This is a genomic window from Agromyces zhanjiangensis (assembly GCF_040496055.1).
Classification (GTDB): Bacteria; Actinomycetota; Actinomycetes; order Actinomycetales; family Microbacteriaceae; genus Agromyces; species Agromyces zhanjiangensis.
In genome coordinates this window covers 18,401-38,887 of sequence record NZ_JBEPKB010000001.1, presented here as the reverse complement: position 1 = coordinate 38,887, position 20,487 = coordinate 18,401, and the positions used below count along the sequence as shown (strand labels likewise).

18 protein-coding genes and 1 riboswitch are annotated in these 20,487 nt (G+C 73.1%); of the genes, 6 read left to right on the top strand and 12 right to left on the bottom strand.

Annotation, left to right across the window (positions count from 1 at the left end; all coding sequences use genetic code 11):
• The first annotated feature begins 109 nt into the window (after positions 1-109).
• On the top strand, positions 110-1,978 hold the full coding sequence (locus ABME02_RS00170; RefSeq protein WP_353813243.1) for a phosphoenolpyruvate carboxykinase (GTP): 1,869 nt from the start codon (positions 110-112) through the stop codon (positions 1,976-1,978).
• A 147-nt stretch (positions 1,979-2,125) separates the two neighbouring features.
• Here the strand turns inward: ABME02_RS00170 and ABME02_RS00165 are convergent, their stop codons facing one another.
• Positions 2,126-2,641 carry a CHRD domain-containing protein gene (locus tag ABME02_RS00165; protein WP_353813242.1) on the bottom strand — a complete coding sequence of 172 codons (516 nt, stop codon included), beginning with the start codon at positions 2,639-2,641 and terminating at the stop codon, positions 2,126-2,128.
• A gap of 168 nt (positions 2,642-2,809) precedes the next feature.
• Here ABME02_RS00165 and ABME02_RS00160 point away from each other — a divergent pair, with 168 nt between their 5' ends.
• Entirely contained in the window at positions 2,810-3,205 is a 396-nt protein-coding gene (locus ABME02_RS00160) for a DUF1622 domain-containing protein (protein WP_353813241.1), read from the top strand.
• A gap of 219 nt (positions 3,206-3,424) precedes the next feature.
• Here the strand turns inward: ABME02_RS00160 and ABME02_RS00155 are convergent, their stop codons facing one another.
• The 5 genes from ABME02_RS00155 to ABME02_RS00135 all read right to left on the bottom strand — a co-directional run bounded on the left by ABME02_RS00155 (position 3,425) and on the right by ABME02_RS00135 (position 8,878).
• Positions 3,425-3,895: a 2'-5' RNA ligase family protein gene (locus ABME02_RS00155; protein WP_353813240.1), complete on the bottom strand. Its 471-nt coding sequence runs from the start codon at positions 3,893-3,895 to the stop codon at positions 3,425-3,427.
• Between the two features lie 37 nt (positions 3,896-3,932).
• Positions 3,933-4,733 (bottom strand): hypothetical protein, encoded by an 801-nt coding sequence (locus ABME02_RS00150; protein ID WP_353813239.1) that lies wholly within the window; start codon positions 4,731-4,733, stop codon positions 3,933-3,935.
• A gap of 141 nt (positions 4,734-4,874) precedes the next feature.
• On the bottom strand, positions 4,875-6,929 hold the full coding sequence (locus tag ABME02_RS00145; protein WP_353813238.1) for an ABC transporter ATP-binding protein: 2,055 nt from the start codon (positions 6,927-6,929) through the stop codon (positions 4,875-4,877).
• Positions 6,930-7,068: 139 nt separating this feature from the next.
• The gene (locus ABME02_RS00140; RefSeq protein WP_353813237.1) at positions 7,069-7,974 is read right to left on the bottom strand and encodes a carbohydrate kinase family protein; all 906 of its coding nucleotides are present in this window, start codon (positions 7,972-7,974) and stop codon (positions 7,069-7,071) included.
• Positions 7,958-8,878, bottom strand: a complete 921-nt coding sequence (locus ABME02_RS00135) for a pseudouridine-5'-phosphate glycosidase (RefSeq protein WP_353813236.1) — start codon at positions 8,876-8,878, stop codon at positions 7,958-7,960. Before ABME02_RS00135 ends, ABME02_RS00140 begins: the two co-directional genes overlap by 17 nt.
• A gap of 174 nt (positions 8,879-9,052) precedes the next feature.
• On the opposite strand from ABME02_RS00135, the gene ABME02_RS00130 reads away from it, so the two are divergent.
• Positions 9,053-9,403 carry a hypothetical protein gene (locus ABME02_RS00130; RefSeq protein WP_353813235.1) on the top strand — a complete coding sequence of 117 codons (351 nt, stop codon included), beginning with the start codon at positions 9,053-9,055 and terminating at the stop codon, positions 9,401-9,403.
• Between the two features lie 72 nt (positions 9,404-9,475).
• Here ABME02_RS00130 and ABME02_RS00125 read toward each other — a convergent pair whose 3' ends face one another.
• The gene (locus ABME02_RS00125) at positions 9,476-9,895 is read right to left on the bottom strand and encodes a four-helix bundle copper-binding protein (protein ID WP_353813234.1); all 420 of its coding nucleotides are present in this window, start codon (positions 9,893-9,895) and stop codon (positions 9,476-9,478) included.
• Between the two features lie 206 nt (positions 9,896-10,101).
• Complete coding sequence (locus tag ABME02_RS00120) at positions 10,102-11,601, bottom strand: MFS transporter (RefSeq protein ID WP_353813233.1); 1,500 nt, start codon at positions 11,599-11,601, stop codon at positions 10,102-10,104.
• 338 nt (positions 11,602-11,939) lie between these two features.
• On the opposite strand from ABME02_RS00120, the gene ABME02_RS00115 reads away from it, so the two are divergent.
• The 3 genes from ABME02_RS00115 to ABME02_RS00105 are packed head-to-tail and all read left to right on the top strand — an operon-like array spanning position 11,940 to position 16,601.
• Positions 11,940-14,666 carry an AMP-binding protein gene (locus tag ABME02_RS00115; protein ID WP_353813232.1) on the top strand — a complete coding sequence of 909 codons (2,727 nt, stop codon included), beginning with the start codon at positions 11,940-11,942 and terminating at the stop codon, positions 14,664-14,666.
• 58 nt (positions 14,667-14,724) lie between these two features.
• Complete coding sequence (locus ABME02_RS00110) at positions 14,725-16,131, top strand: ferredoxin reductase family protein (protein WP_353813231.1); 1,407 nt, start codon at positions 14,725-14,727, stop codon at positions 16,129-16,131.
• Complete coding sequence (locus ABME02_RS00105; protein WP_353813813.1) at positions 16,131-16,601, top strand: FMN-binding protein; 471 nt, start codon at positions 16,131-16,133, stop codon at positions 16,599-16,601. The genes ABME02_RS00110 and ABME02_RS00105 overlap by 1 nt, the downstream gene beginning before the upstream one ends.
• A 90-nt stretch (positions 16,602-16,691) precedes the next feature.
• On the opposite strand, the gene ribH is transcribed toward ABME02_RS00105, so the two are convergent.
• The 4 genes from ribH to ribD are packed head-to-tail and all read right to left on the bottom strand — an operon-like array spanning position 16,692 to position 20,227.
• On the bottom strand, positions 16,692-17,162 hold the full coding sequence (ribH, locus tag ABME02_RS00100; protein WP_353813230.1) for a 6,7-dimethyl-8-ribityllumazine synthase: 471 nt from the start codon (positions 17,160-17,162) through the stop codon (positions 16,692-16,694).
• Positions 17,159-18,460: a GTP cyclohydrolase II gene (gene ribA, locus ABME02_RS00095; protein ID WP_353813229.1), complete on the bottom strand. Its 1,302-nt coding sequence runs from the start codon at positions 18,458-18,460 to the stop codon at positions 17,159-17,161. The genes ribH and ribA overlap by 4 nt, the downstream gene beginning before the upstream one ends.
• On the bottom strand, positions 18,457-19,161 hold the full coding sequence (locus tag ABME02_RS00090) for a riboflavin synthase (RefSeq protein ID WP_353813228.1): 705 nt from the start codon (positions 19,159-19,161) through the stop codon (positions 18,457-18,459). Before ABME02_RS00090 ends, ribA begins: the two co-directional genes overlap by 4 nt.
• Before the next feature lies 1 nt (position 19,162).
• Entirely contained in the window at positions 19,163-20,227 is a 1,065-nt protein-coding gene (ribD, locus tag ABME02_RS00085; RefSeq protein ID WP_353813227.1) for a bifunctional diaminohydroxyphosphoribosylaminopyrimidine deaminase/5-amino-6-(5-phosphoribosylamino)uracil reductase RibD, read from the bottom strand.
• A gap of 76 nt (positions 20,228-20,303) precedes the next feature.
• Positions 20,304-20,449, bottom strand: a riboswitch (FMN riboswitch).
• Positions 20,450-20,487 lie beyond the last annotated feature (38 nt).

Here is a 20,487-nt window from a genome sequence, read left to right as displayed (position 1 = left end):
ATCGCACATTCTTAACCCGCGAAACGGCCGAATGGATGTCGCATCCTCGCTCAGACTGGAAACACGCCACCGATCACGGCGGCTCTCCGAACTCCTCGAAAGGACGACGATGACCATCTCCGACTTCTCGGTCAGCGCCTCCGGACCCGCCTCGGACGCGGAGGACCGCCCGCGCGGCACGACCGACGCGGCGCTGCGCGCCTGGGTCGCCGAGATCGCCGCGATCACCCAGCCCGACGACATCGTCTGGTGCGACGGCTCCAAGCAGGAGGCCGACCAGCTCACGCGCCAGCTCATCGCCGAGGGCAAGCTGATCAAGCTCAACCCCGAGTGGCGTCCCAACAGCTACCTCGCTCGCACCGACCCGTCGGACGTCGCGCGCGTCGAGGACCGCACGTTCATCTGCTCCACCTACGAGGAGGACGCGGGACCCACGAACAACTGGCGCGACCCGCACGCGATGCGCGAGGAGCTCGTCGGCGTCTTCACCGGCTCGATGAAGGGCCGCACGATGTACGTCGTCCCCTTCTCGATGGGCCCGCTCGGCGGCGAGATCAGCCAGCTCGGCGTCGAGATCACCGACTCGCCCTACGTCGTGCTCTCGATGGGCATCATGACGCGCATGGGCGAGCAGGTGTACCGGCTGATCGAGGCCGGCGAGCCGTGGGTGCGCACCATCCACTCGCTCGGCTACCCGCTGATCGACGGCGTCGGCCACCGACGGGACGACGTGGAGTGGCCCTGCAACGAGACGAAGTACATCGTGCAGTTCCCGGACTCGCGCGAGATCTGGTCGTACGGTTCGGGCTACGGCGGCAATGCACTGCTGGCCAAGAAGGCGTTCGCGCTGCGCATCGCGAGCGTGATGGCGCGCGACGAGGGATGGCTCGCCGAGCACATGCTCCTCATCAAGGTCACCTCGCCGGAGGGCAAGGCGTACCACATCGCCGCGGCGTTCCCGTCGGCCTGCGGCAAGACGAACCTCGCGATGCTCCGCCCCACGATCCCGGGCTGGAAGGTCGAGACGATCGGCGACGACATCGCCTGGATGCGCCCCGGCGAGGACGGGCGACTCTACGCGATCAACCCCGAGGCCGGCTTCTTCGGCGTCGCGCCCGGCACCGGCGAGACCACCAACCCGACGGCCGTGCAGACCCTCTGGGGCAACACGATCTTCACGAACGTCGCGCTCCGCCCGGACGGCGACGTCTGGTGGGAGGGCCTGACCGACACGGTCCCGGCCGAGCTCACGGACTGGCAGGGCAACGCCTGGACGCCGGCGTCGGGCCGCCCGGCGGCGCACCCGAACTCGCGCTTCACGGTCGCGGCCGCGCAGTGCCCGCAGATCTCGGACGACTGGGACGCGCACGACGGCGTGCCCATCGACGCGATCCTGTTCGGCGGTCGCCGCGCGACGAACGTCCCGCTCGTCGCCGAGGCCCGCTCGTGGAAGCACGGCGTGTTCATGGGTGCCACGATCTCGTCCGAGCAGACCGCGGCCGCCGAGGGCACCGTCGGCGAGCTCCGCCGCGACCCGTTCGCGATGCTCCCGTTCTGCGGGTACAACATGGCCGACTACTGGGGCCACTGGGTCAAGATGGGTCGCATCCTCGGCACGAACGCGCCGAAGATCTTCCAGGTCAACTGGTTCCGCAAGGGCCACGACGGGAAGTTCCTCTGGCCCGGCTTCGGCGAGAACTCGCGCGTGATCGAGTGGGTCGTGGGTCGCATCGAGGGCACGGCGGAGGCCGACGAGACGCCGATCGGCAACCTGCCGGCCGAGGGCTCGCTCGACCTCGACGGCATCGAGATCTCGGACGACGCGCTCGCGCAGCTCTTCGAGGTCGACCCGACGACGTGGCTCGCGGAGTGCGACCTCACCGAGGAGTACTTCGGCCAGTTCGGCGACCGGGTGCCTGCAGCGCTCAAGGCCGAGCTCTCCAGCCTCCGGTACCACCTGCAGCAGCAGGTGTCGTAGCCGGATCTCCGCCGGTCGTCGCTCAGGGGTGGGCGACGACCGGCGGTGACGCGCGCGGGGGGCGCGCAGGCGACGGATGCCGCGGGCGCGACGTGCACGGGAAGGCACGTCACGCCCGCGGCATCCGTCGCCGCTTCCTTCGGCGGGTCAGCCGATCTGGCCGCGGATCTCGCCGCTCGCCAGGTCTCCGGGCCCGGTGTTCGCCGGCGGTTCGCCGTCGTTGGTGTGCACGTTGACGTAGGCGTTGCCGGCCTCGATCTCGGCCATGAGGGCGCTCAGCGGCTGACCGGCGAGGGCGCCGACCAGGTCGTCGGCCGTGATGGTGCCTGTCGCGAGGACCCCGCTCGTCTGGCCGGACGCCGCAGGCCCGGGACCGTACAGGAAGGCCACGACGGCGCCGTTCAGGCCCGCGGGTGCGAGGTGGATGTGCGACGCGATCGGATTCTCGAGGTTCGCCACGATGAGGCGGTACTCGAGCTCGGTGCCGTCGGCGGACAGCTGGAAGATCGCCGCGCCGCGCGCGAGCGAGGGGTTCGCCGGGACCTCCTGCCCGGCGCTGAGCTGCGCGGTGTACGTGTCGGGTTGGGCGGCATGGGCGCCGACCGGAGCCAGTGATGCGGCGACGGCCAACGCCATGACGGACAGGATTCGGAGCGCGTTCATGGTCGATCTCCTCTGAGGGAAGGCGGCCGGCATCGGCGTCGGCCGATGAGCGCATTCTCGTCCTCATCGACGGCGGCCGGAAGCCCCGGCTCCCGATCCCCGACGCGCCACGCGGCGCAGGTCCCCCGTCGCATCGGCGACCGGGGCTACCGTGACCGCGGAGGGACCATGGAGATCGGGGCGGTCATCACGCGGGTCGGCGAGGTCATCGACGTCCTCGGCGTCGTCGCGATCGTCGTCGGCGTGCTCTACGCGATGGCGGATGCCGCGATCCGGCGCGTCCGGAACATGGGGCCGGTGTACGCGCGGTTCCGTCGCGTGCTCGGCCGCGGCATCCTCATCGGCCTCGAGCTGCTCGTGGCCGCCGACATCATCAGGACGGTGGCCGTCGAGCCCACGCTCGAGTCGGTCTCGGTCCTCGCGCTCATCGTGGTGATCAGGACCTTCCTGAGCTGGTCGCTCGAGGTCGAGATCTCCGGCCGCTGGCCGTGGCAGAAGGCGCGCTATGCCGCCGTCGGCGAGGATGCGTCGGGGGCCGTTGCCGGGGGAGGGTCGCGGGAGTAGCGTGCGGTCATGGAGTGGGTATGGATCGCAATCGGGATCGTCGTGGTCCTGGTCGTCCTCGGGTTCGTGCTCGCGTCGCGCATCCGTCGCGACCGCTCAGCGGGAACCGAGGGTCCTGACCTCTGGGACGACGCGGACGCGCAACGGCGTCGCGACGACCCGGAAGTTCGGGAGTGGAGTCATGGGGGTCCGCACTGACGACGCGTGATCGCGCCGGCGTCAGCCGTCGAGCGACCAGACGGCCGCGACCGAGCGCATCGCGCGGCCTTCCGGCGGCCGGAGGTCGACCAGTGCGACCTGGACGAGCCGGGCGGTCCGGCCCGTCGGCATCGAACCGTGCGCGGTATCGGTCACGTGCGGCCGGAAGTCGAAGCGCGCCCGCGCGACGTCGACGTCGGCCTCCCGCAGGGCATCGAGCAGGCGCGTGCGCATCGCTCCGAGCGGTCCGTCGTCCCCGACGAGGGTCACGGGCACGTCGCGGCGCCGTCCGAACATCGCCCGGTCGAAGGCCGTGACCTCGACCGCCCGTCGGCCGTGCAGCACCGGTGCCATGACGTCGGCGACCCACTCGGCGTCGTGCCGGGTCTCGAACGGCTCGACGACCGTGACGTGAAGCGGCCACGACGAGACGCGGAACGCCGCGCCGACGGCGAGCGGGTCGATCGGCAGCACCACCGCGAAGCGTCCCATGCGGCGAGGCTACGCCGCATGGGATGCCCCGTGGGCGTCAGACGCCGGCCTCGCCGAAGAGGTCGAGCAGGGCGTCGGGCGCGAAGCGCACCTCGACCGATCCGGTCGGTCCGCGGTCGGCGGCGCCGACCCAGAGGCCCGACCCCTCGTGGACGCGCATCCAGCCGTCGCGGAACACGACGTCGGCGCCCACGACGATGCCGATGACGGGCGACTCGCCCGCGCGCACGGCGATCGAGCCCTCGACGTCCTGCTCCGCCTGCGCGTCGACGTCCTCGCGCGCGGTCACGCCGATGAGGGGCCGGAGCGTCGGAGTGGCGAACCCGGGCACGTCGAACGGGCTGCCGGATGCGGCGTCCGGGACCACGCCGACGTGCACGCTCGTCGAGACGAGCGCGGTCTCGGCCCGGCCGTCGAGCACGAGCCGGCTGCCGACGCGGAAGCGGTAGAACACGCGGCCGTCGGCGGGAGCCGTCGGCAGCACGACCGCGGTGACCCAGTTGCGGGTCCAGGCGAGCGGGTCGCCGCCGCGGCTCGGCGGGTCGTACAGGCTCGCGGTGATGCGCACCGCGCCGTCCGTGCGCGTGGGAGCGGCGCGGAGCGAGCTGGGACGGTCGCCCGCCGGGGCGACGGAGCGCGCCTGCTCGAATGCGGGGAGTCGCTGGGTGTCCCACTCGCGCAGCCACGACTGGAGGCGTGAGCGGAGGGCGTCGAACGTGGGCTCGGGCGAGGTCGGCGCCTCATCCTCGGCGGTGGCGGGAGCGGCGAGGACCGCGGCGAGGTCGCGCACGGTCGTCGCGCCGCGGGCAGCGGTCCTGGGAGCGTCGAGCAAGGTCATGATGGTCCTCCGGGTGGGTGGCGCGTGCGCGCCGGAAACGCGATGAGGACACGGTACGAACGCCCCGGGGTACGCGGCATCCGCGCAGGCCCCGGGGCGGGGTGGGGGTCAACCCTGAATCCGAGGTGGGGGTGCCTCGGGTCAGACCAGCAGCTGGTGCTCGGCGAGCTCGCGGTAGAGCGGCACGGTCTCGACGAGTTCCTGGTGGGTGCCCTCGCCGATGACGCGGCCGTCCTCGACGACCACGATGCGGTCGGAGTCCACGACCGTGGAGAGCCGGTGCGCGATGACGATGAGCGTGCGCCCGGCGGCGACCGCATCGATCGCCTCCCGCATCATGCGCTCGTTCACGCCGTCGAGCGAGGACGTGGACTCGTCGAGCAGCAGGATCGGCGGCGCGGCGAGCAGCGCCCGGGCGATCGCGAGTCGCTGGCGCTCGCCGCCCGAGAGCATGATGCCGTTCTCGCCGACCTGCGCGTCGAGGCCGGCGGGGTCGCGCTCGAGGACCGAACCGAGGTTCACGGCGTGCAGCACGTGCACGCACTCCTCATCGGTCGCATCGGGGCTGCCGAGCTTCAGGTTGTCGCGGATGGTGCCGGCGAGCACGGGCGCGTCCTGTTCGACGTAGCCGATCTGCGCGCGGAGCTCGGTGCGGTCGAGCGACCGGAGGTCGAGTCCGCCGAGTCGGACGGTGCCGACGCTCGGGTCGTAGAAGCGCTCGATGAGCGACAGGATGGTCGACTTGCCCGCGCCGGACGGGCCGACCAGTGCGATGCGCTGACCGCGCGGGACACGGAACGAGACGCCGCGCAGCACGGGCTGGCGGTCGGTCACGTCGGGCTCGGGCAGGTGCTCGTCGGGCGAGTCGTTGCCGGGATCGGCGGGGTCGGACGGCCGGGTGAGCGCGTACGCGAAGTGGACGTCGTCGAACTCGACGGCCGCGGCATCCGGGAGCAGGCCCTCGTTCGCCGGACCGACCATGACGGCGCGTGCGGCCAGCTGCCGGTCGTTCGCGTCCTCGTCGGGCAGGTCCAGGATCTCCTGGATGCGCCCGAGCGCGCCGAGCGCCTGGTTGACCGACGTGATCGCGCCGAACGCCTGGCCGAGCGGCAGGATCATCATGAAGAGGAACAGGATGAAGGCGACGAGGTCGGCGATCGTGATCGCGCCCGATGCGACGCGGAAGCCGCCCACGCCGAGGACGACGAGGAACGACACCTGCATCGCGATGCCCGCGATCGGGACGATGAGCGCCGAGATCCGCGCGACCTTGACCCCCATCTCCCAGGCCCCCTCGGCCTCGACCTCGACATCGCGCACCTCGCGCTCGGTCGCGCCCGCGGCTCGGATCGTGCGCACCGAGGTGATGGCGCGCTCGACCGAGGCTGCGACGTCGCCGACCTTCGCCTGCGCGGCGTGCGAGGCCTCGCGCACTCGAGCGGACAGCAGGGTGACGGTCGTGATCGCGACCGCGATGACGAGGACGGTGAGTCCGAGGAGCGCCGCGTCGATGACGAGCATCGCGATGAGCGCGCCGACGAACGTGACCGCGCCGCCGATCGCCTCGACGAGGCCCTGGGTGAGCACGGCGCGGAGCATCGTCGTGTCGCTGCCGACTCGCGAGACGAGGTCGCCGGTGCGGCGCGTGTCGAACTCGGCGATCGGCAGGTGCAGGATCTTCGCGATGAGGCGGCGCCGGCTCGAGAGCACGACGCCCTCTCCGGTGCGCTGGAGCAGGTAGTGCTGGTAGCCCGTGATGATCGCGCTCACCACGACGAGGACGACGAGCACCCAGACGAGCCCGTCGAGCGGGTCGCCGGCCTCGACGAGCGTGATGACGCGACCGACGAGGAGCGGCTGCGCGAGGCTCGCGATAGCGCCGACGATCGAGAGCGCGGCGACGAGGAGGAGCACCGGCCGGTGCTCGAAGATGAACGGCAGCAGCTGGCGGAACGTCGCGCGAGGCCCGGGCGGGGTGTCGCCGCGGCGCCCGAACGGGCTGCGGCGCGGGGGGCGGGGAGCCCCGGCGTCGCCGGCGGCGGCGGTGCCGTCCGTGTCGGCGCCGCCGGGTCGTCGGGCGGCGGGGTCTCGTCGGCCGACGAGCGGGATGCTGCCGGTGCGGGCCGCACGCTCCGCCGCGCGCTCGGCGGCTCGGGCTGCGGCGCGGGTGACGGGTGTGGTCTCGGTGTCGCTCATGAGGTCTTCCTTCGCGGCGCGCGTCGGCGGCATCCGTCGTCGGGGGATCGCGGGCCGCATTGCAGCATACGTCGCCAGGCTGGGAGCCCGGCGTCCGGCCGGTGACGTCTGTGGAGAGCGCGGGGTCGGCGGACGGCGCTCACGCGGGCGCGACGCCACCCCCGGGCGAGGCGATGACGGATGCCGCGAGCGCGTGCCCCGCGACGCACGCCGACGTGGCATCCGCGCCGGCCAGGGCGGCCGCGACGTACCCGGCCGCGAACGCGTCGCCGGCGCCGGTCAGGTCGCGCACGTCGGCGACGGGCGGCACCGGCACGCGCGCGATGCGCTCGCCGCCGTCGAAGACCTCGGTCGGGTGCGGCCCGTGCTTCACGACGACCCGATCGGCGACGGAGGCCGCGACGCCGCCGCCGCCGGCCACGCCCAGCAGCTCGGCCTCGGTCTCGTTCGCGAACAGGACGTCGGGCCGGAGGTCGACGAACAGGCCGAGCACGTGGTCGACGCCGAGTCCGTCGAGCAGCCCGGTCGACGAGGCGTCGATCGACACGCGCGCCGCGCGGTCGCGCGCGAGCGCGACGAGGCGGTGCACCTCGCTTCGCATGGGCTCGTGCTCGAAGCCGTAGCTCGGCACGTGCAGCCACGCGATGCCGTCGAGCCACTCGGGGTCGACGTCGGCGAGCCCGGCGGCGGACGCCCGGTCGGGGAACATCGTCCGCTCGCCGTCGGGCGCGACGACGAGCACGACCGCGCCCGTCCGTCCCTCGCGCTGGACGCGAACGTCGACCCCGCCCGCAGCGAGGGAGGACGCGAGCGCGGTTCCCGCGTCGTCGTCGCCGACCCGCCCGATGAACCTCGTCGGCGTGCGTGCCGCGGCGTGCGCGGCGACGTTGGCGGCGCTGCCGCCGCGCGACCGGAACACCTGCGCCGCCGAGTCGGTCGCTGCGCGGATCGGCTCGGTCGCCCACACCACGACGTCCTCGAGCAGGTCGCCGACCACGACGAGGACGCCGTCGACGGCGCCGCGCGGCTCAGCCGGCGAGCGCACGCGCGATCTCCGCACCGAGCCGTGCGTTGCCGCGGTAGACGGCGAGGTTCGCCTCGAGGCTGCGGCCGCCGGTCGCGCGCTGGACGAAGTCGAGCAGGAACGGCGTCGTGTCGTGGCCGGTCACGCCCGCGGCATCCGCTGCGGCGAGCGCCTCGGCGAGGACGCGCGAGTGCACGTCGGGGTCGAGCTGCTCGGACTCGGCGACCGGGTTCGCGACCAGCACCGCGGAGGCGAGGCCGAGCTCGTCGCGGGCGCGCGCCAGCTCCGCGGCCTCGGTCGCGGACTCGACGCGAGCCGTGACGGGGAACCCCGAGTCGGCGACGTAGAACCCGGGGAAGCGGTCGGTCCGGTGCCCGACGACGGTGATGCCGAGCGTCTCGAGGCGTTCGAGCGTCGCGCCCACGTCGAGGATCGACTTCACGCCGGCGCTCACGACCACGATGGGCGTCGCGGCGAGCGCCGGGAGGTCGGTCGACTCGTCGAAGGTGTCGCTGGCGCCGCGATGCACCCCGCCGAGGCCGCCCGTCGAGAACACGCGGATGCCGGCGCGGTGGGCCAGCCACGCGGTGGCCGCGACCGTCGTGCCCGCATGAAGGCCCGCCGCCCGCGCCACCGGGAGATCGCGCGTGCTCGCCTTGACGACATCGTCGGCGGTGCAGAGGCGCTCGATCTCGTGCTCGTCCAGGCCGACCACCGCCGTGCCGCCGACGACCCCGATCGTCGCGGGCTCGACCCCGGCCTCGCGAACGAGGGCCTCGGTCGCGAGTCCGACCTCGAGGTTCCGCGGGCTCGGCAGCCCGTGCGTCAGGATGGTCGATTCGAGGGCGAGCACCGGCCGCCCGGAGTCGACGGCATCGCGCACCCGGTCGGCGACGCGGAGGGCGGGGGAGCGGTCGGGCTGCATGCGCCTCATCGTATGCGGCGTCCGGGGGACGGCGTGCTGGTGCGCGGCGGACGCGCCGTCGGGCGGCGTCGTCGGGCCCGGGCGGCGTGTGTCCACGTGTGACGGCGCCCCGCGACATCCGTCACGCCCCGGCGTATCGTCGCCTGCACGAACCGACCGACCGAGGAGCACGCCATGTCGCCGCAGAACCCGCACGCCGCCGCCGAGTCCCTCTCGGGCCTCGCGATGGGCATGCGCGGCTGCGTCGAGGGCGGGGCCTGCTCGAGCCACCGGCCCGGCCACGGGCTGCACCCGATGCAGGACCGGCTCTCGCGGATCGTCGCGAGCCGGTGGACCGACGCGGTCGTCGTCGCCTCGGCGCCAGACGGGTTCGTCGAACTCGTCGACCTCGAGGGCGGCGCCCACCGCGTGTGGAACCACGGCGCCCTCACCGGGCGGCTCGCGGTCGGCGACCCCGTGGCGCTGCACCCCGTCTACGGCGTGCTGGCCCGCGGCGACGACCGCTACAGCGTCGCGGCCGTCTGACGCGCACGACGTCGGCGCCCGGCGCACGCGACGCGGCCGCATCGGGCCGCGTCGACGTGATGGGAGCGCGCGTCAGCTCGCCGGCATCATCTCCTTCATCGCGCCCATCATCCTCTCCATCGCCATGACGGCCTGGTCGCAGGCCATGGCGCACATGCGGCAGTGCTCGCTCATCTCGGCGTGCGTCATGCACTCGGCCGAGCAGGCGCGGCACATCGCGACGCACGCCTCCATCATCGACATCATGACCTGCATGTCGTAGCCGGAGGTGCGGAGCATCATCCGCATCATCGCGTCGCACACGTCGGCGCAGTTCGCGCACATCGCGGCGCAGCGACCCATGCCCTCGCCCGCGTCGGCGTCGGCGCACATGACGCACGCCTGCATGCACGCGGAGAGGGCCTCCATACACTCCTGCATCATCGACATGTCCATGTCCTTCATGGGCATGTCCGACGCCGACATGGCGCCCTTCATCATGTCCATCGTCATGTTCATCCCGCACCCGCCGTCTCCGGGGCGCCGGGTGTCGGTGCAGCCGGCCTTGGGACCCGGCGACCCTCTCGAGCCGAATGCTACGCCGCGCTCCCGGCGCCGAGAAGGGGGTCGAGCCGACCGTCACGCGCGTGCAGCGAGGCGGATGCCGCGGGCCTCGTCGAGCCCGCGGCATCCGCCCTGCCGATCGGTTCGGGGGCCGCCTAGAGCGACGCGGCCTCGGCCTCGCCCTCGGCGATCCGGCCCTCGGCCGGCACGCCGGCGGCCTCGTAGTCGACGTCCTTCGTCTCCTTCGAGACGAGGAGCGCGACGAGGGTCAGCACGCCCATCGCGGAGAGGTAGACGCCGACCGGCCACGGCTCGCCGTCGGCCGCCGCCCAGAGCGCGACCGCGATGAGCGGAGCGACCGCGGCGCCGAGGATCGAGGCGACGTTGTACGCGATCGCCGATCCCGTGTAGCGCACGTTGGTCGGGAACAGCTCGGGCAGCAGGGCGCCCATCGGGCCGAACGTGGCGCCCATGAGCATGAACCCGAACACGAGGAACGCCTGCGTGAGCGCGCCCGTGAACTTCGGGTCGAGCTGCGGCAGCAGGAACAGGTTGAACGTCAGGCCGAACAGGATGATCGCCGAGGTCACCCAGATGAGCAGGCGCCGGCGGCCGATGGCGTCCGCGATCGGACCCGACAGGAGCGTGAAGACGCCGAAGAAGACGACGCCGATGATCTGCATGGTGACGAAGTCGGCGTAGCCGAAGCCGAGGCCCGGGTAGAACTGCGCGGCGAAGGCCCCCGCGTCGAACGTCGTGCCGGACGCCTCGGCGGCGGCCCGGGCGGCGGCGCTCGCGGTCTCCAGGTCGGCGGCCTTCGTGCCGTACGACAGCGTGAAGTTCGTCATCAGGTAGAAGAGGACGTACGTGGCCAGCATGAAGAACGTGCCGAGGACGAGTTCGCGCCAGTTGTGCCGGAACACCGTGCCGAGCGGCAGCTTGCGGATGGCGCCCTTCTCGCTCGCCTTCGTGAACGCGCTCGACTCGACGAGGCGGAGCCGCACCCAGAGGCCCACGACGACCATGACGGCCGAGAAGAGGAACGGCACGCGCCATCCCCACTCGAAGAACCACTCGCGCGAGGGCGCCGCGAGGTTGATGGCGAGGAAGAGGCCGTTCGCGATGATGAAGCCGAGCGGGGCACCGAGCTGGGGGAAGGTGCCGTACCAGGCGCGCTTGCCTGCCGGGGCGTTCTCGGTCGCCACGAGTGCGGCACCCGACCACTCGCCGCCGAGGGCGAAGCCCTGCGCGAGGCGGAGCACGAGGAGCAGGAGCGCGGCGAACCAGCCGATCTGCCCGAACGTGGGCAGGAGGCCGATCAGGAACGTCGCGACGCCCATGACGAGCAGCGACGCGACGAGCGTCGCCTTGCGGCCGTGCTTGTCGCCGAAGTGGCCGAAGACGATCGCGCCGATCGGGCGGGCGATCATCGCCGCGCCGAACACGCCGAACGAGGCGAGGAGGGCCGTGGTCTGGTTGCCGGTGGGGAAGAACAGGATCGGGAACACGAGGACGGCGGCCGTCGCGTACGCGTAGAAGTCGTAGAACTCGATCGTGGTGCCGACGAGGCTGGCGAGGATGACCCGGCCGCGCGAGTTCACGGGCGCGGTGGGGGTCGTGGCCGGGGCGTCGACGGAGGACTGGGTTGCGGTCATTGCGGTGCGGGAGACTTCCGATGGGGAGCGAGGCCCTCGCGGGGCGCGTCGATCGGGCGCCGCACCGCGCGGGTCGATGGATCCGCTGCTCGTGGCAACCCGCACACGCTACGTGGGCGGTCGGGGACCGGACGAACCGGATGCGACGAACGGCGGCGGTCGTGCGACGAGCGGCGCGCCGCTGTCGCGGCGCGTCGGTCGGTGACGGATGCCGCGCGCTCGCCCGTCACGAATCGTCGTCGATTTCGGCACGCCGCGGCCGTCGCGTAAGGTTAGCCTTACCTTTCCGCCGATCAGGCGGACCTGCCCCCTCGACGCCCACGAACCGGACCGGTGCCATGCCCACGCTGCTGACCAGGACCGAGCCCGCGCTCGACCTGCTCGGCGGCGACCCCGGCGCCCCGGCGCTCGTGACGCCGACCACCCGGATCGACTACGCGGAGCTGCACGACCGGATCGACGACCGCCGCAGCGCGCTCGGCGACGGACGCCGACTCGTCTTCCTGTCGGGCGGCAACACGGTCGAAGCCGTCGTCACCTACCTGGCGGCGCTCGCGGCCGGTCACCCCGTGCTGCTCCTGCCCGCGGGCATCGAGGGCGGCGCGCTCGACGCGCTCGTGAGCCGATACGCGCCCGACGTCGTCGTCCGCGCCGACGAGCGCGGGTTCGAGCTGACGGATGCCTCCGGCGGCGCGCCGCACGCGTTCCATCCCGAGCTCGCGCTGCTCGCGAGCACGTCGGGCTCGACCGGGTCGCCGAAGCTCGTGCGGCTGTCGCGGACGAACGTGACGGCGAACGCACGGAGCATCGCCGACTACCTCGCCCTGACGCCCGACGACCGTGCCGCGACCACGCTGCCGCTCGGCTACTGCTACGGCCTCTCCGTCGTGAACAGCCACCTCGTCGCGGGCGGCAGCGTGCTCCTCACCGATCGCTCGATCGTCGAGCCGACGTTCTGGGACGAGTTCGCGGACCTCGGCGCGACCTCCTTCGCGGGCGTCCCGTACACGTACGAACTCCTCGAGACCACCGACTTCGCGCGCCGCGACCTGCCCGACCTCAGGTACGTCACCCAGGCCGGCGGGCGCCTCGCGCCCGACCGCGTCCGTGCCCTCGCCCGCCTCGGGCGGCAGCGCGGGTTCGACCTCTACGTCATGTACGGCCAGACCGAGGCGACCGCTCGCATGGCGTACCTGCCGCCGACGCTCGCCGACTCGGCCGCGGGCGCGATCGGCGTGCCGATCCCGGGCGGCTCGTTCCGCATCGACGAGTCCGTCCCCGGCGCGGCCGCCGGAGAGGGCGAGCTCGTCTACGCCGGGCCCAACGTGATGATGGGCTACGCCGAGTCGCCGGCCGACCTCGCCCGCGGACCCGAGCTGTCGGAGCTCCGGACGGGCGACCTGGCCCGTCGCCGGGCCGACGGCCTCCTCGAGATCACGGGGCGGCTCAGCCGGTTCGCGAAGAGCTTCGGCCTGCGCCTCGACCTCGACCGGATCGAACGGCTGCTGGTCGCCGACGGCCTCGAGGCGCGCAGCGTCGCCGTCGACGAGCGGCTCGCCGTGTTCGTGCGCCACGACCGGTTCGTCGATGCCGCACGGGACGCGGTGGCCCGGCACACGGGCCTGCCCGTGCACGCGTTCGACGTGCACGCGCTCGCCGACTTCCCGCGCACCGCGAACGGCAAGCCCGACCACGCGGCGCTCCGCGCGCACGCGACGCTGCTCCGGTCGACCGATGCCCCGGTCGCGTCGCCGGCCGACGCTCCCATCGCACCATCGGCCCCCTCGGCCGCCGAGCTCCGCGACCTGTACGCCGAGCTCCTCGGCCGGCCCGATGCCACGGAGGACGACAGCTTCGCCTCGCTCGACGGCGACTCGCTGAACTACGTCGAGCTCGCGCTTCGGCTCGAGGAGCTGGTCGGCGCGCTCCCCGCCGACTGGCCGAGCCGGAGCATCCGCTCGTTCGGCGCGCCGGTGCCGCCGGTGGAGCCTGCGCTGTCGGTGGAGGCCCCGGCCGCCGTCGACGCCCGCGTGCCGCCGGACGGTCGGGCGGTGCCGGCCGTCCCGTCGCAGGCGACGGGTGCGGCGTCGACCACCGGGCGCCGCCGCATCGCACGGCTCGAGACCTCCGTCGTCCTGCGCGCCATCGCGATCATCCTGATCGTCGCGACGCACGCCGACGTCGTGCAGCTGAAGGGCGGCGCGCACCTGCTGCTCGCCGTGGCCGGCTTCAACCTCGCGCGATTCCGGTTCAACGGCTCCGCCACAGGGGTCGTCGACGAACGCCCCGAGCGCCGCCGGCGCGTGCGCGGCCTGCTCCGCAGTGCGACGCTCATCGCCGTGCCCGCCGTGCTCTGGATCGGCGGCGTCGCCCTCGTCGCCCGGACGTACGACCCCGCGACGGTGCTGCTCTCGAACTGGCTCGTGCCCGGCGCCACCGCCTGGAGCGAGCAGTGGCAGTTCTGGTTCCTCGAGACGCTCGTGTGGTCGATCGTCGGGCTGGCCGCGCTCTTCGCGATCCCCGGCGTCACGAGGCTCGAACGGCGCCACCCGTTCGCCTTCGCGCTGGCCGTCCTCGGCATCGCCCTCATCGTGCGCTACGTCGTCTCCGGGGGGATCACCCCGTCGTCGCCGATGCGCTACGCGCTGCCCGCCATCGCGTGGCTCATCGCCCTCGGCTGGCTGGTCGCCCGGTCGACCACGCTGCCGCGGAAGGCGGCCGCGAGCGCGATCGTCCTGGCGACGGTGCCGGGCTTCTTCGGCGACCCGGTGCGCGAGGGGATCGTGATCGTCGGCCTCGCCCTGCTCATCTGGGTCACGAGCCTGCCGGTGCCCGCCGCACTCGCCGGAGCGGTCGGCACCGTGGCCTCCGCCTCGATGTTCGTCTACCTGACCCACTGGCAGGTGTACCCGGGCATCGAGGAGTGGTCGCCGCCCCTCGCGATCGTCGCGTCGTTCGCCGTCGGCCTCGCCGCCTGGTGGGCGTGGGGCAGGGCGACCGGATGGCTCGGCGCGAAGCGCCGGGGCGACACCGCGCGATCGAGGACCAAGGCCCCCCTGCGCTGATCGTCCGACCCATAGGATGGGGCGATTCCGCTCGACGCCCGACCGTGTGGGAGGCAGGATGACCGGCGCGACCCGCGAGCTGCCCGAGCCGCTCGCGCCCACGCCGGTGCAGCTCCAACGTCGCCACCTCGGCCGCGTGCGCCTGGCCGACCTCCTCGAGGGCGTCGCGTGGTTCTCCACCGTGGTGGTGCTCGCCCTCTTCCTCGCCGACGGCGGGGCGTCCTACTTCACGAACCCGCTCGAGGTCCCCACCGGGCTCGGCATCGTCGCCGGGCTCGTCGGCAGCAACGTCGTCTTCATCATGCTCGTGCTCGTCGCCCGCGTCCCGCTGCTCGACCGGGCCTTCGGCGCCGACCGCACGCTCGCCGCGCACCGATGGCTCGGCAAGCCGGCGATCATCCTGCTCATCGCCCACGCCCTCCTGCTCATGTGGGGCTACGGCCTCGCCCTCGGCCGGGACCCCATCGCCCAGGCTGCGGCGATGCTCACCTCCATGCGCGACATGCCGCAGGCCTTCGCGGCACTGGCCGGGTTCATCCTCGTCGTCGTGACCTCCCTCGCGGTCGTGCGTCGGGTCGTCTCGCACGAGTTCTGGTACCTGGTGCACCTCGTCACCTACGCGGCGGTGCTCCTCGCCCTGCCGCACCAGTTCTCGCAGGGCGGGCTCTTCGCCGAGGGCACGTGGGCGCGCTGGTACTGGGTGGCGGTGTCGTTCGGCGTGCTCGCGCTGATCCTCGTGTTCCGGGTCCTCATCCCGCTCGGCCGGAACCTGCGCCACCGGCTCCGGGTGACGGAGGTCGTGCGGGAGGCGCCGGGGGTGGCATCCGTCACCATGACCGGTCGCGACCTCGAGCGGCTGCACGGCGAGGGCGGCCAGTACTCGATCTGGCGCTTCTGGTCGCCCGGACTGCGCTGGGAGGGGCACCCGTACTCCCTGTCGGCCGCCCCGGACGGGCGTTCGTTCCGCATCACGGTCCGCGACCTCGGCGACGACAGCCGGCGCGTGCTCTCGCTGGAGCCCGGGACCCGCGTGTACTTCGAGGGGCCGTACGGCGTGTTCACGACCGCGACGCGGACGAGTCCCGACGCCGTGCTCATGGGCGCGGGGATCGGCATCACGCCCATCCGTGCGCTCGCCGACTCGATGGTGCGAGCCGCTCGGAGCGTGACCGTCATCCTGCGCGCCAACGAGGACGGCCAGCTCTACCTGCGACGCGAGTTCGATGCGTTCCGCGAGCACCCGTCGGTGCGCGTGATCGAGGTCGTCGGCCCGCCGGCGACCCGAACGCGGACCTGGCTGCCGGACTCGATGGGCGACGCGTCGCTGGCCACGCTCGTCCCCGACCTGGTCGACGCCGACGTGTACGTCTGCGGTCCGGCGGTGTGGGCCGACCTCGTGATCGCCGACGCCCGGTCGGCGGGGCTCCGGCGACGCCAGATCCACAGCGAGAGGTTCGCCTGGTGATGCGACGTTCGAGCGCAGTCATCCTCGTCTCCGCGTCGACGGCGACCCTCGGCGCGGGGTGGCTCCTCGGTGCCGGGTACGGGCTCCCGACCGACGCCGGCAGCGCCGCGAGCCCGTCGGCGACCGCAGTGCCCGACCCGACGGGGACGGATGCCGCGACCGTCCCACCGACCGCGACGCCGACGGGTCCGGTCACCGTGGACGGCGCCGTCGTCGACACGAAGTACGGCACCGTGCAGGTGCAGGTCGTCGTCGACGCCGAGGTCATCGTCGACCTCGTCGCGGTGAAGCTGACCGATTCGAGCGACACGTCGATCGAGGTCAGCGCGAGGGCGGCACCCATCCTCCGGGAGGAGATCCTGGCCGCCCAGTCGACCGAGGTCGAGAACGTCTCGGGCGCCACCTACACCTCCGAGGCCTATCGCTCGTCGGTGCAGTCCGCGCTCGACGCGATCGGGTCCACCGGATAGGACGCCGCCGTGACCGTGCGCGTCTTCGACTCGACGGGCACGACCGTGAGCGTCCGCATCGTGCACGACCCGTCGGTCGTCCGGGCGCGGTCAGCCGCGCAGCGCCCGGATCGTGTTCGCCGTCGCGATCGCGGCCTCGGCCGCCTCGCGGCCCTTGTCCTCCTTCGAGCCCGGCAGTCCCGCCCGATCGAGGCCCTGCTGCTCGTCGTCGAGGGTCAGCACGCCGAAGCCCACGGGCTTGCCGGTGTCGAGCGCGACGCGCGTCAGCCCGTCGGTCGCGGCCGACGAGACGTACTCGAAGTGCGGCGTGCCGCCGCGGATGATGACGCCGAGCGCCACGACCGCGTCGGCGCCCGCCTCGAGCGCGGCCTTCGACACGACCGGGAGCTCGAAGCTGCCCGGCACGCGGACCAATTCGAACGACGCCCCCGCGGCCTCGAGCGCTCGCGTCGCGCCCGCGATGAGGCCGTCGGAGATCTCGTCGTGCCAGCTTCCGGCGACGATCACGACGTTGAGGCCCTCGCCGTCGACGTCGAGTTCAGGTGATCCGGCTCCGCTCATGATGCGTGTCCCTTCAGCAGTTCGTCCGCAGCCTCGGTCAGCTGCTGGTCGTCGATGGCGTGTCCCATGCGGGTGCGCTTGGTCTCGAGGTAGCCGGCATTGACCGCGCCGACGCCCACCACGAGGGGGAGGCGGTCGGCGATGCGGATGCCGTGGGCCTCGAGCTGGTGCACCTTCTCAGGGTTGTTGGTGAGCAGCCGCACTCGATCGACGCCGAGGTCGTCGAGGATGGCGCTCGCCGCGGTGTAGTCGCGCGCGTCGATCGGCAGGCCCAGCGCGACGTTCGCGTCGAGCGTGTCGAGGCCGCCCTCCTGGAGGCGGTAGGCGCGCAGCTTGTTGATGAGGCCGATGCCCCGGCCCTCGTGGCCGCGGAGGTAGACGACGACGCCGCCGCGGTCCGCGATCGTCGAGAGTGCGGCATCGAGCTGCGGCCCGCACTCGCACTTCAGCGAGCCGATCGCCTCGCCGGTGAGGCACTCCGAGTGCACGCGGGTGATCGCACCGGCCGGGTCGGCCGCCGGGTCGCCCGCGATGATCGCGAGGTGGTCGGCGCCGGTGTTGCGGTCGCGGTACGCGCGAACGCGGAACGTGCCGTGCATCGTCGGCAGGTTGGTCTCCACCTCGAACTGCACGCGCGGGGACTCGTCGATGGCCACGGGGGTCTCGCCCGCCGCGAGGTCCTGCCCGCCGTGCCGGTCGCGGAGCCAGTCGACGAGCGCCGCGACCGTCGTGACCGGCAGCCCCTCGCGCTCGCCGAGCTCGATCAGCCCGGGCAGGCGCATCATCTCCCCGTCGTCCTCGACGAGTTCGCCGATCACGCCGACGGGCGAGAGGCCCGCGAGGCGCATGAGGTCGACGGCGGCCTCGGTGTGGCCGGCGCGTTCGCGTACGCCGCCGTCGACCGCGCGGAGCGGGAGGATGTGGCCCGGCCGGATGAGGGTGTCGGGCGTCGAGTCGGGATCGGCGAGCACGCGCAGCGTGTGCGCCCGGTCGGAGGCCGAGATGCCCGTCGACGTGCGGTCCGCGGCATCCACGGAGACCGTGTACGCGGTGCCGCGCACGTCCTCGTTGCGCTCCACCATGAGGGGCAGGCCGAGCCGGTCCGCGTACGAGTTCGGCATGGGCGCGCACAGGTAGCCGCTCGTGTTGCGCACCATCCAGGCGATCCACTCCCGGGTGGCGAACTCGGCCGCCATGATCGCGTCGCCCTCGTTCTCGCGCGCCTCGTCGTCGGCCACGATGACGGGCTTGCCCGCGCGGAGCGCGTCGAGCACCTCGGGGATCGTGGCGAGGCTCATCGGTCGCCCCCGATCGTCGAGGATGCGGGGTCGTCCGCGCGCAACCCCCAGCCGGACTCGCCGCCCGGCTCGGCGAGCGAGGATGGCAGGGCGTGGTGCGCGTCCAGCCGGAGCATCCGCTGCACGTGACGCGCGAGCACGTCGGTCTCGAGGTTCACCCGGTCGCCGGGCTCGAGCGCGCCGAGCGTCGTGGCCGCGAGGGTCTCGGGGATGAGCGAGACCTCGAACCACGAACCCTCCGGCTCGTCGCCCAGGCCGCTCACGGTGAGCGAGACGCCGTCGACCGCGATCGAGCCCTTGTCGACCACGAGTGCCGCGAGCCCCGACGGCAGCGAGAAGCGGACGACGCGCCACGCGTCGCCGGGGACGACCTGCAGCACCTCCGCCGTGCCGTCGACGTGTCCCTGCACGATGTGGCCGCCGAGCCGGTCGCCGACCAGCGCCGCGCGCTCGAGGTTGACCCGTCGACCGGCCTCGACGGTGTCGAGCGTCGACATCGCGAGGGTCTGCGCCATCACGTCGGCGGTGAACGTCTCCGCGTCGGAGTCGACCACGGTCAGGCAGACGCCGGAGACCGCGATCGAGTCGCCGTGCCGCACGCCGTCGACGACCTCGGGACCGCGGATCGTCACGCGCATGACGTCGGCCGCCGGCTCGACGCGCGTGACCTCGCCGAGCTCCTCGATGATTCCGGTGAACATGTCAGACCCTTTCTCGGGTGTGGGTGTCGGGGTGCGCGGCCGTGCCCGGCCGGGCGATGACGAGGACGTCGTCGCCGAGTCGCACGAGCTCGGTGAAGTGGAAGCGCTGGGCCTCGGCGATCGTCGCGACGCCGACGTCGCCGATCGCGGTGAGGGGGCCGCCGATGACGGCGGGGGCGAGGTAGACGAGCAGTTCGTCGGCCAGGCCGGCCGAGAGGAAGGCGCTCGCGAGCGTCGGGCCGCCCTCGACGAAGAGCGAACGGATGCCGCGTCGCTGCAGTTGCTCGAGGTCGTCGGCGAGGTCGGCGCCGGACAGCGTGACCGCCTCGATCGGATGCCGCAGCACGGCCGCACCGGCGGGGATCGCGCGTCGGCCGAAGACGACCGGCGTCGGCTGGTCGTCGAGCAGCGCACCGTCGTCGTCGCGTGCGGTGAGCGCCGGGTCGTCGGCGAGCACGGTGCCCGTGCCGACCGCGATGGCATCGGCGACCGCCCGGCGACGGTGCACGTCCGCACGCGCCTCGGGCCCGGTGATCCAGCGGCTCGAGCCGTCGGCGGCGGCGGCGCGGCCGTCGAGGCTCGACGCCCACTTCACGCTCACGCGCGGGCGCCGCTCGCGGGTCGCGAAGAGCCAGTCCTCGAGGAAGGCCTCGACCTCGTCGGCGAGCACGCCGCCCTCGACCTCGACGCCCGCGTCCTGGAGTGTGCGGGCTCCGCCGGCGGAGTGACGGCCGGGGTCGTCGACGGCGTAGACGACGCGCGCGACGCCGGCCTCGACGAGCGCCTGCGCGCACGGCCCCGTGCGCCCCACGTGGTTGCACGGTTCGAGGGTGACGACGGCGGTGGCGCCGCGTGCGGCGCCGGGTGCGAGCCGGGACAGCGCGTCGACCTCGGCGTGCGCGGTGCCCGCACCGCGGTGCCAGCCCTCGGCCAGCACGTCGCCGTCGGGGGAGAGGATGACGCACCCGACGCGGGGGTTCACGCCCTTCGCGGGGCCGCGCTCCGCGAGCTCCAGCGCCCGACGCATGATCGCGGCATCCGTCGTCGCACGCGTGGCCGTGGTCATCGCCTGTCGCCTGCCTTCCAGGCTCCGGGGCGCCCGGGCATCGCCGGACCGGTCGACCACGCTCATGGCGTCGACGACACGTGCTGCCTCCCATCCGGACTTTCACCGTCGGTCCCGGAATTCCACCGGATCAACCGTCCGCGCGCGACCGGATGGTCACGCGCTCGCGGCTCGCGGACTTTCACCGCCGGTTCGGACTTGCACCGACCCCGGAGCACGTTACGTGTTCGATTCTAGGTCAACGCGCCGCTGGCGGAGGT

Bases quoted from the DNA above. Each gene is read 5' to 3' on its own strand.
- ABME02_RS00170 (WP_353813243.1), top strand. From the start codon at position 110: ATGACCATCTCCGACTTCTCGGTCAGCGCCTCCGGACCCGCCTCGGAC.
- ABME02_RS00165 (WP_353813242.1), bottom strand. From the start codon at position 2,641: ATGAACGCGCTCCGAATCCTGTCCGTCATGGCGTTGGCCGTCGCCGCA.
- ABME02_RS00160 (WP_353813241.1), top strand. From the start codon at position 2,810: ATGGAGATCGGGGCGGTCATCACGCGGGTCGGCGAGGTCATCGACGTC.
- ABME02_RS00155 (WP_353813240.1), bottom strand. From the start codon at position 3,895: ATGGGACGCTTCGCGGTGGTGCTGCCGATCGACCCGCTCGCCGTCGGC.
- ABME02_RS00150 (WP_353813239.1), bottom strand. From the start codon at position 4,733: ATGACCTTGCTCGACGCTCCCAGGACCGCTGCCCGCGGCGCGACGACC.
- ABME02_RS00145 (WP_353813238.1), bottom strand. From the start codon at position 6,929: ATGAGCGACACCGAGACCACACCCGTCACCCGCGCCGCAGCCCGAGCC.
- ABME02_RS00135 (WP_353813236.1), bottom strand. From the start codon at position 8,878: ATGCAGCCCGACCGCTCCCCCGCCCTCCGCGTCGCCGACCGGGTGCGC.
- ABME02_RS00130 (WP_353813235.1), top strand. From the start codon at position 9,053: ATGTCGCCGCAGAACCCGCACGCCGCCGCCGAGTCCCTCTCGGGCCTC.
- ABME02_RS00125 (WP_353813234.1), bottom strand. From the start codon at position 9,895: ATGACGATGGACATGATGAAGGGCGCCATGTCGGCGTCGGACATGCCC.
- ABME02_RS00120 (WP_353813233.1), bottom strand. From the start codon at position 11,601: ATGACCGCAACCCAGTCCTCCGTCGACGCCCCGGCCACGACCCCCACC.
- ABME02_RS00115 (WP_353813232.1), top strand. From the start codon at position 11,940: ATGCCCACGCTGCTGACCAGGACCGAGCCCGCGCTCGACCTGCTCGGC.
- ABME02_RS00110 (WP_353813231.1), top strand. From the start codon at position 14,725: ATGACCGGCGCGACCCGCGAGCTGCCCGAGCCGCTCGCGCCCACGCCG.
- ABME02_RS00105 (WP_353813813.1), top strand. From the start codon at position 16,131: ATGCGACGTTCGAGCGCAGTCATCCTCGTCTCCGCGTCGACGGCGACC.
- ribH (WP_353813230.1), bottom strand. From the start codon at position 17,162: ATGAGCGGAGCCGGATCACCTGAACTCGACGTCGACGGCGAGGGCCTC.
- ribA (WP_353813229.1), bottom strand. From the start codon at position 18,460: ATGAGCCTCGCCACGATCCCCGAGGTGCTCGACGCGCTCCGCGCGGGC.
- ABME02_RS00090 (WP_353813228.1), bottom strand. From the start codon at position 19,161: ATGTTCACCGGAATCATCGAGGAGCTCGGCGAGGTCACGCGCGTCGAG.
- ribD (WP_353813227.1), bottom strand. From the start codon at position 20,227: ATGACCACGGCCACGCGTGCGACGACGGATGCCGCGATCATGCGTCGG.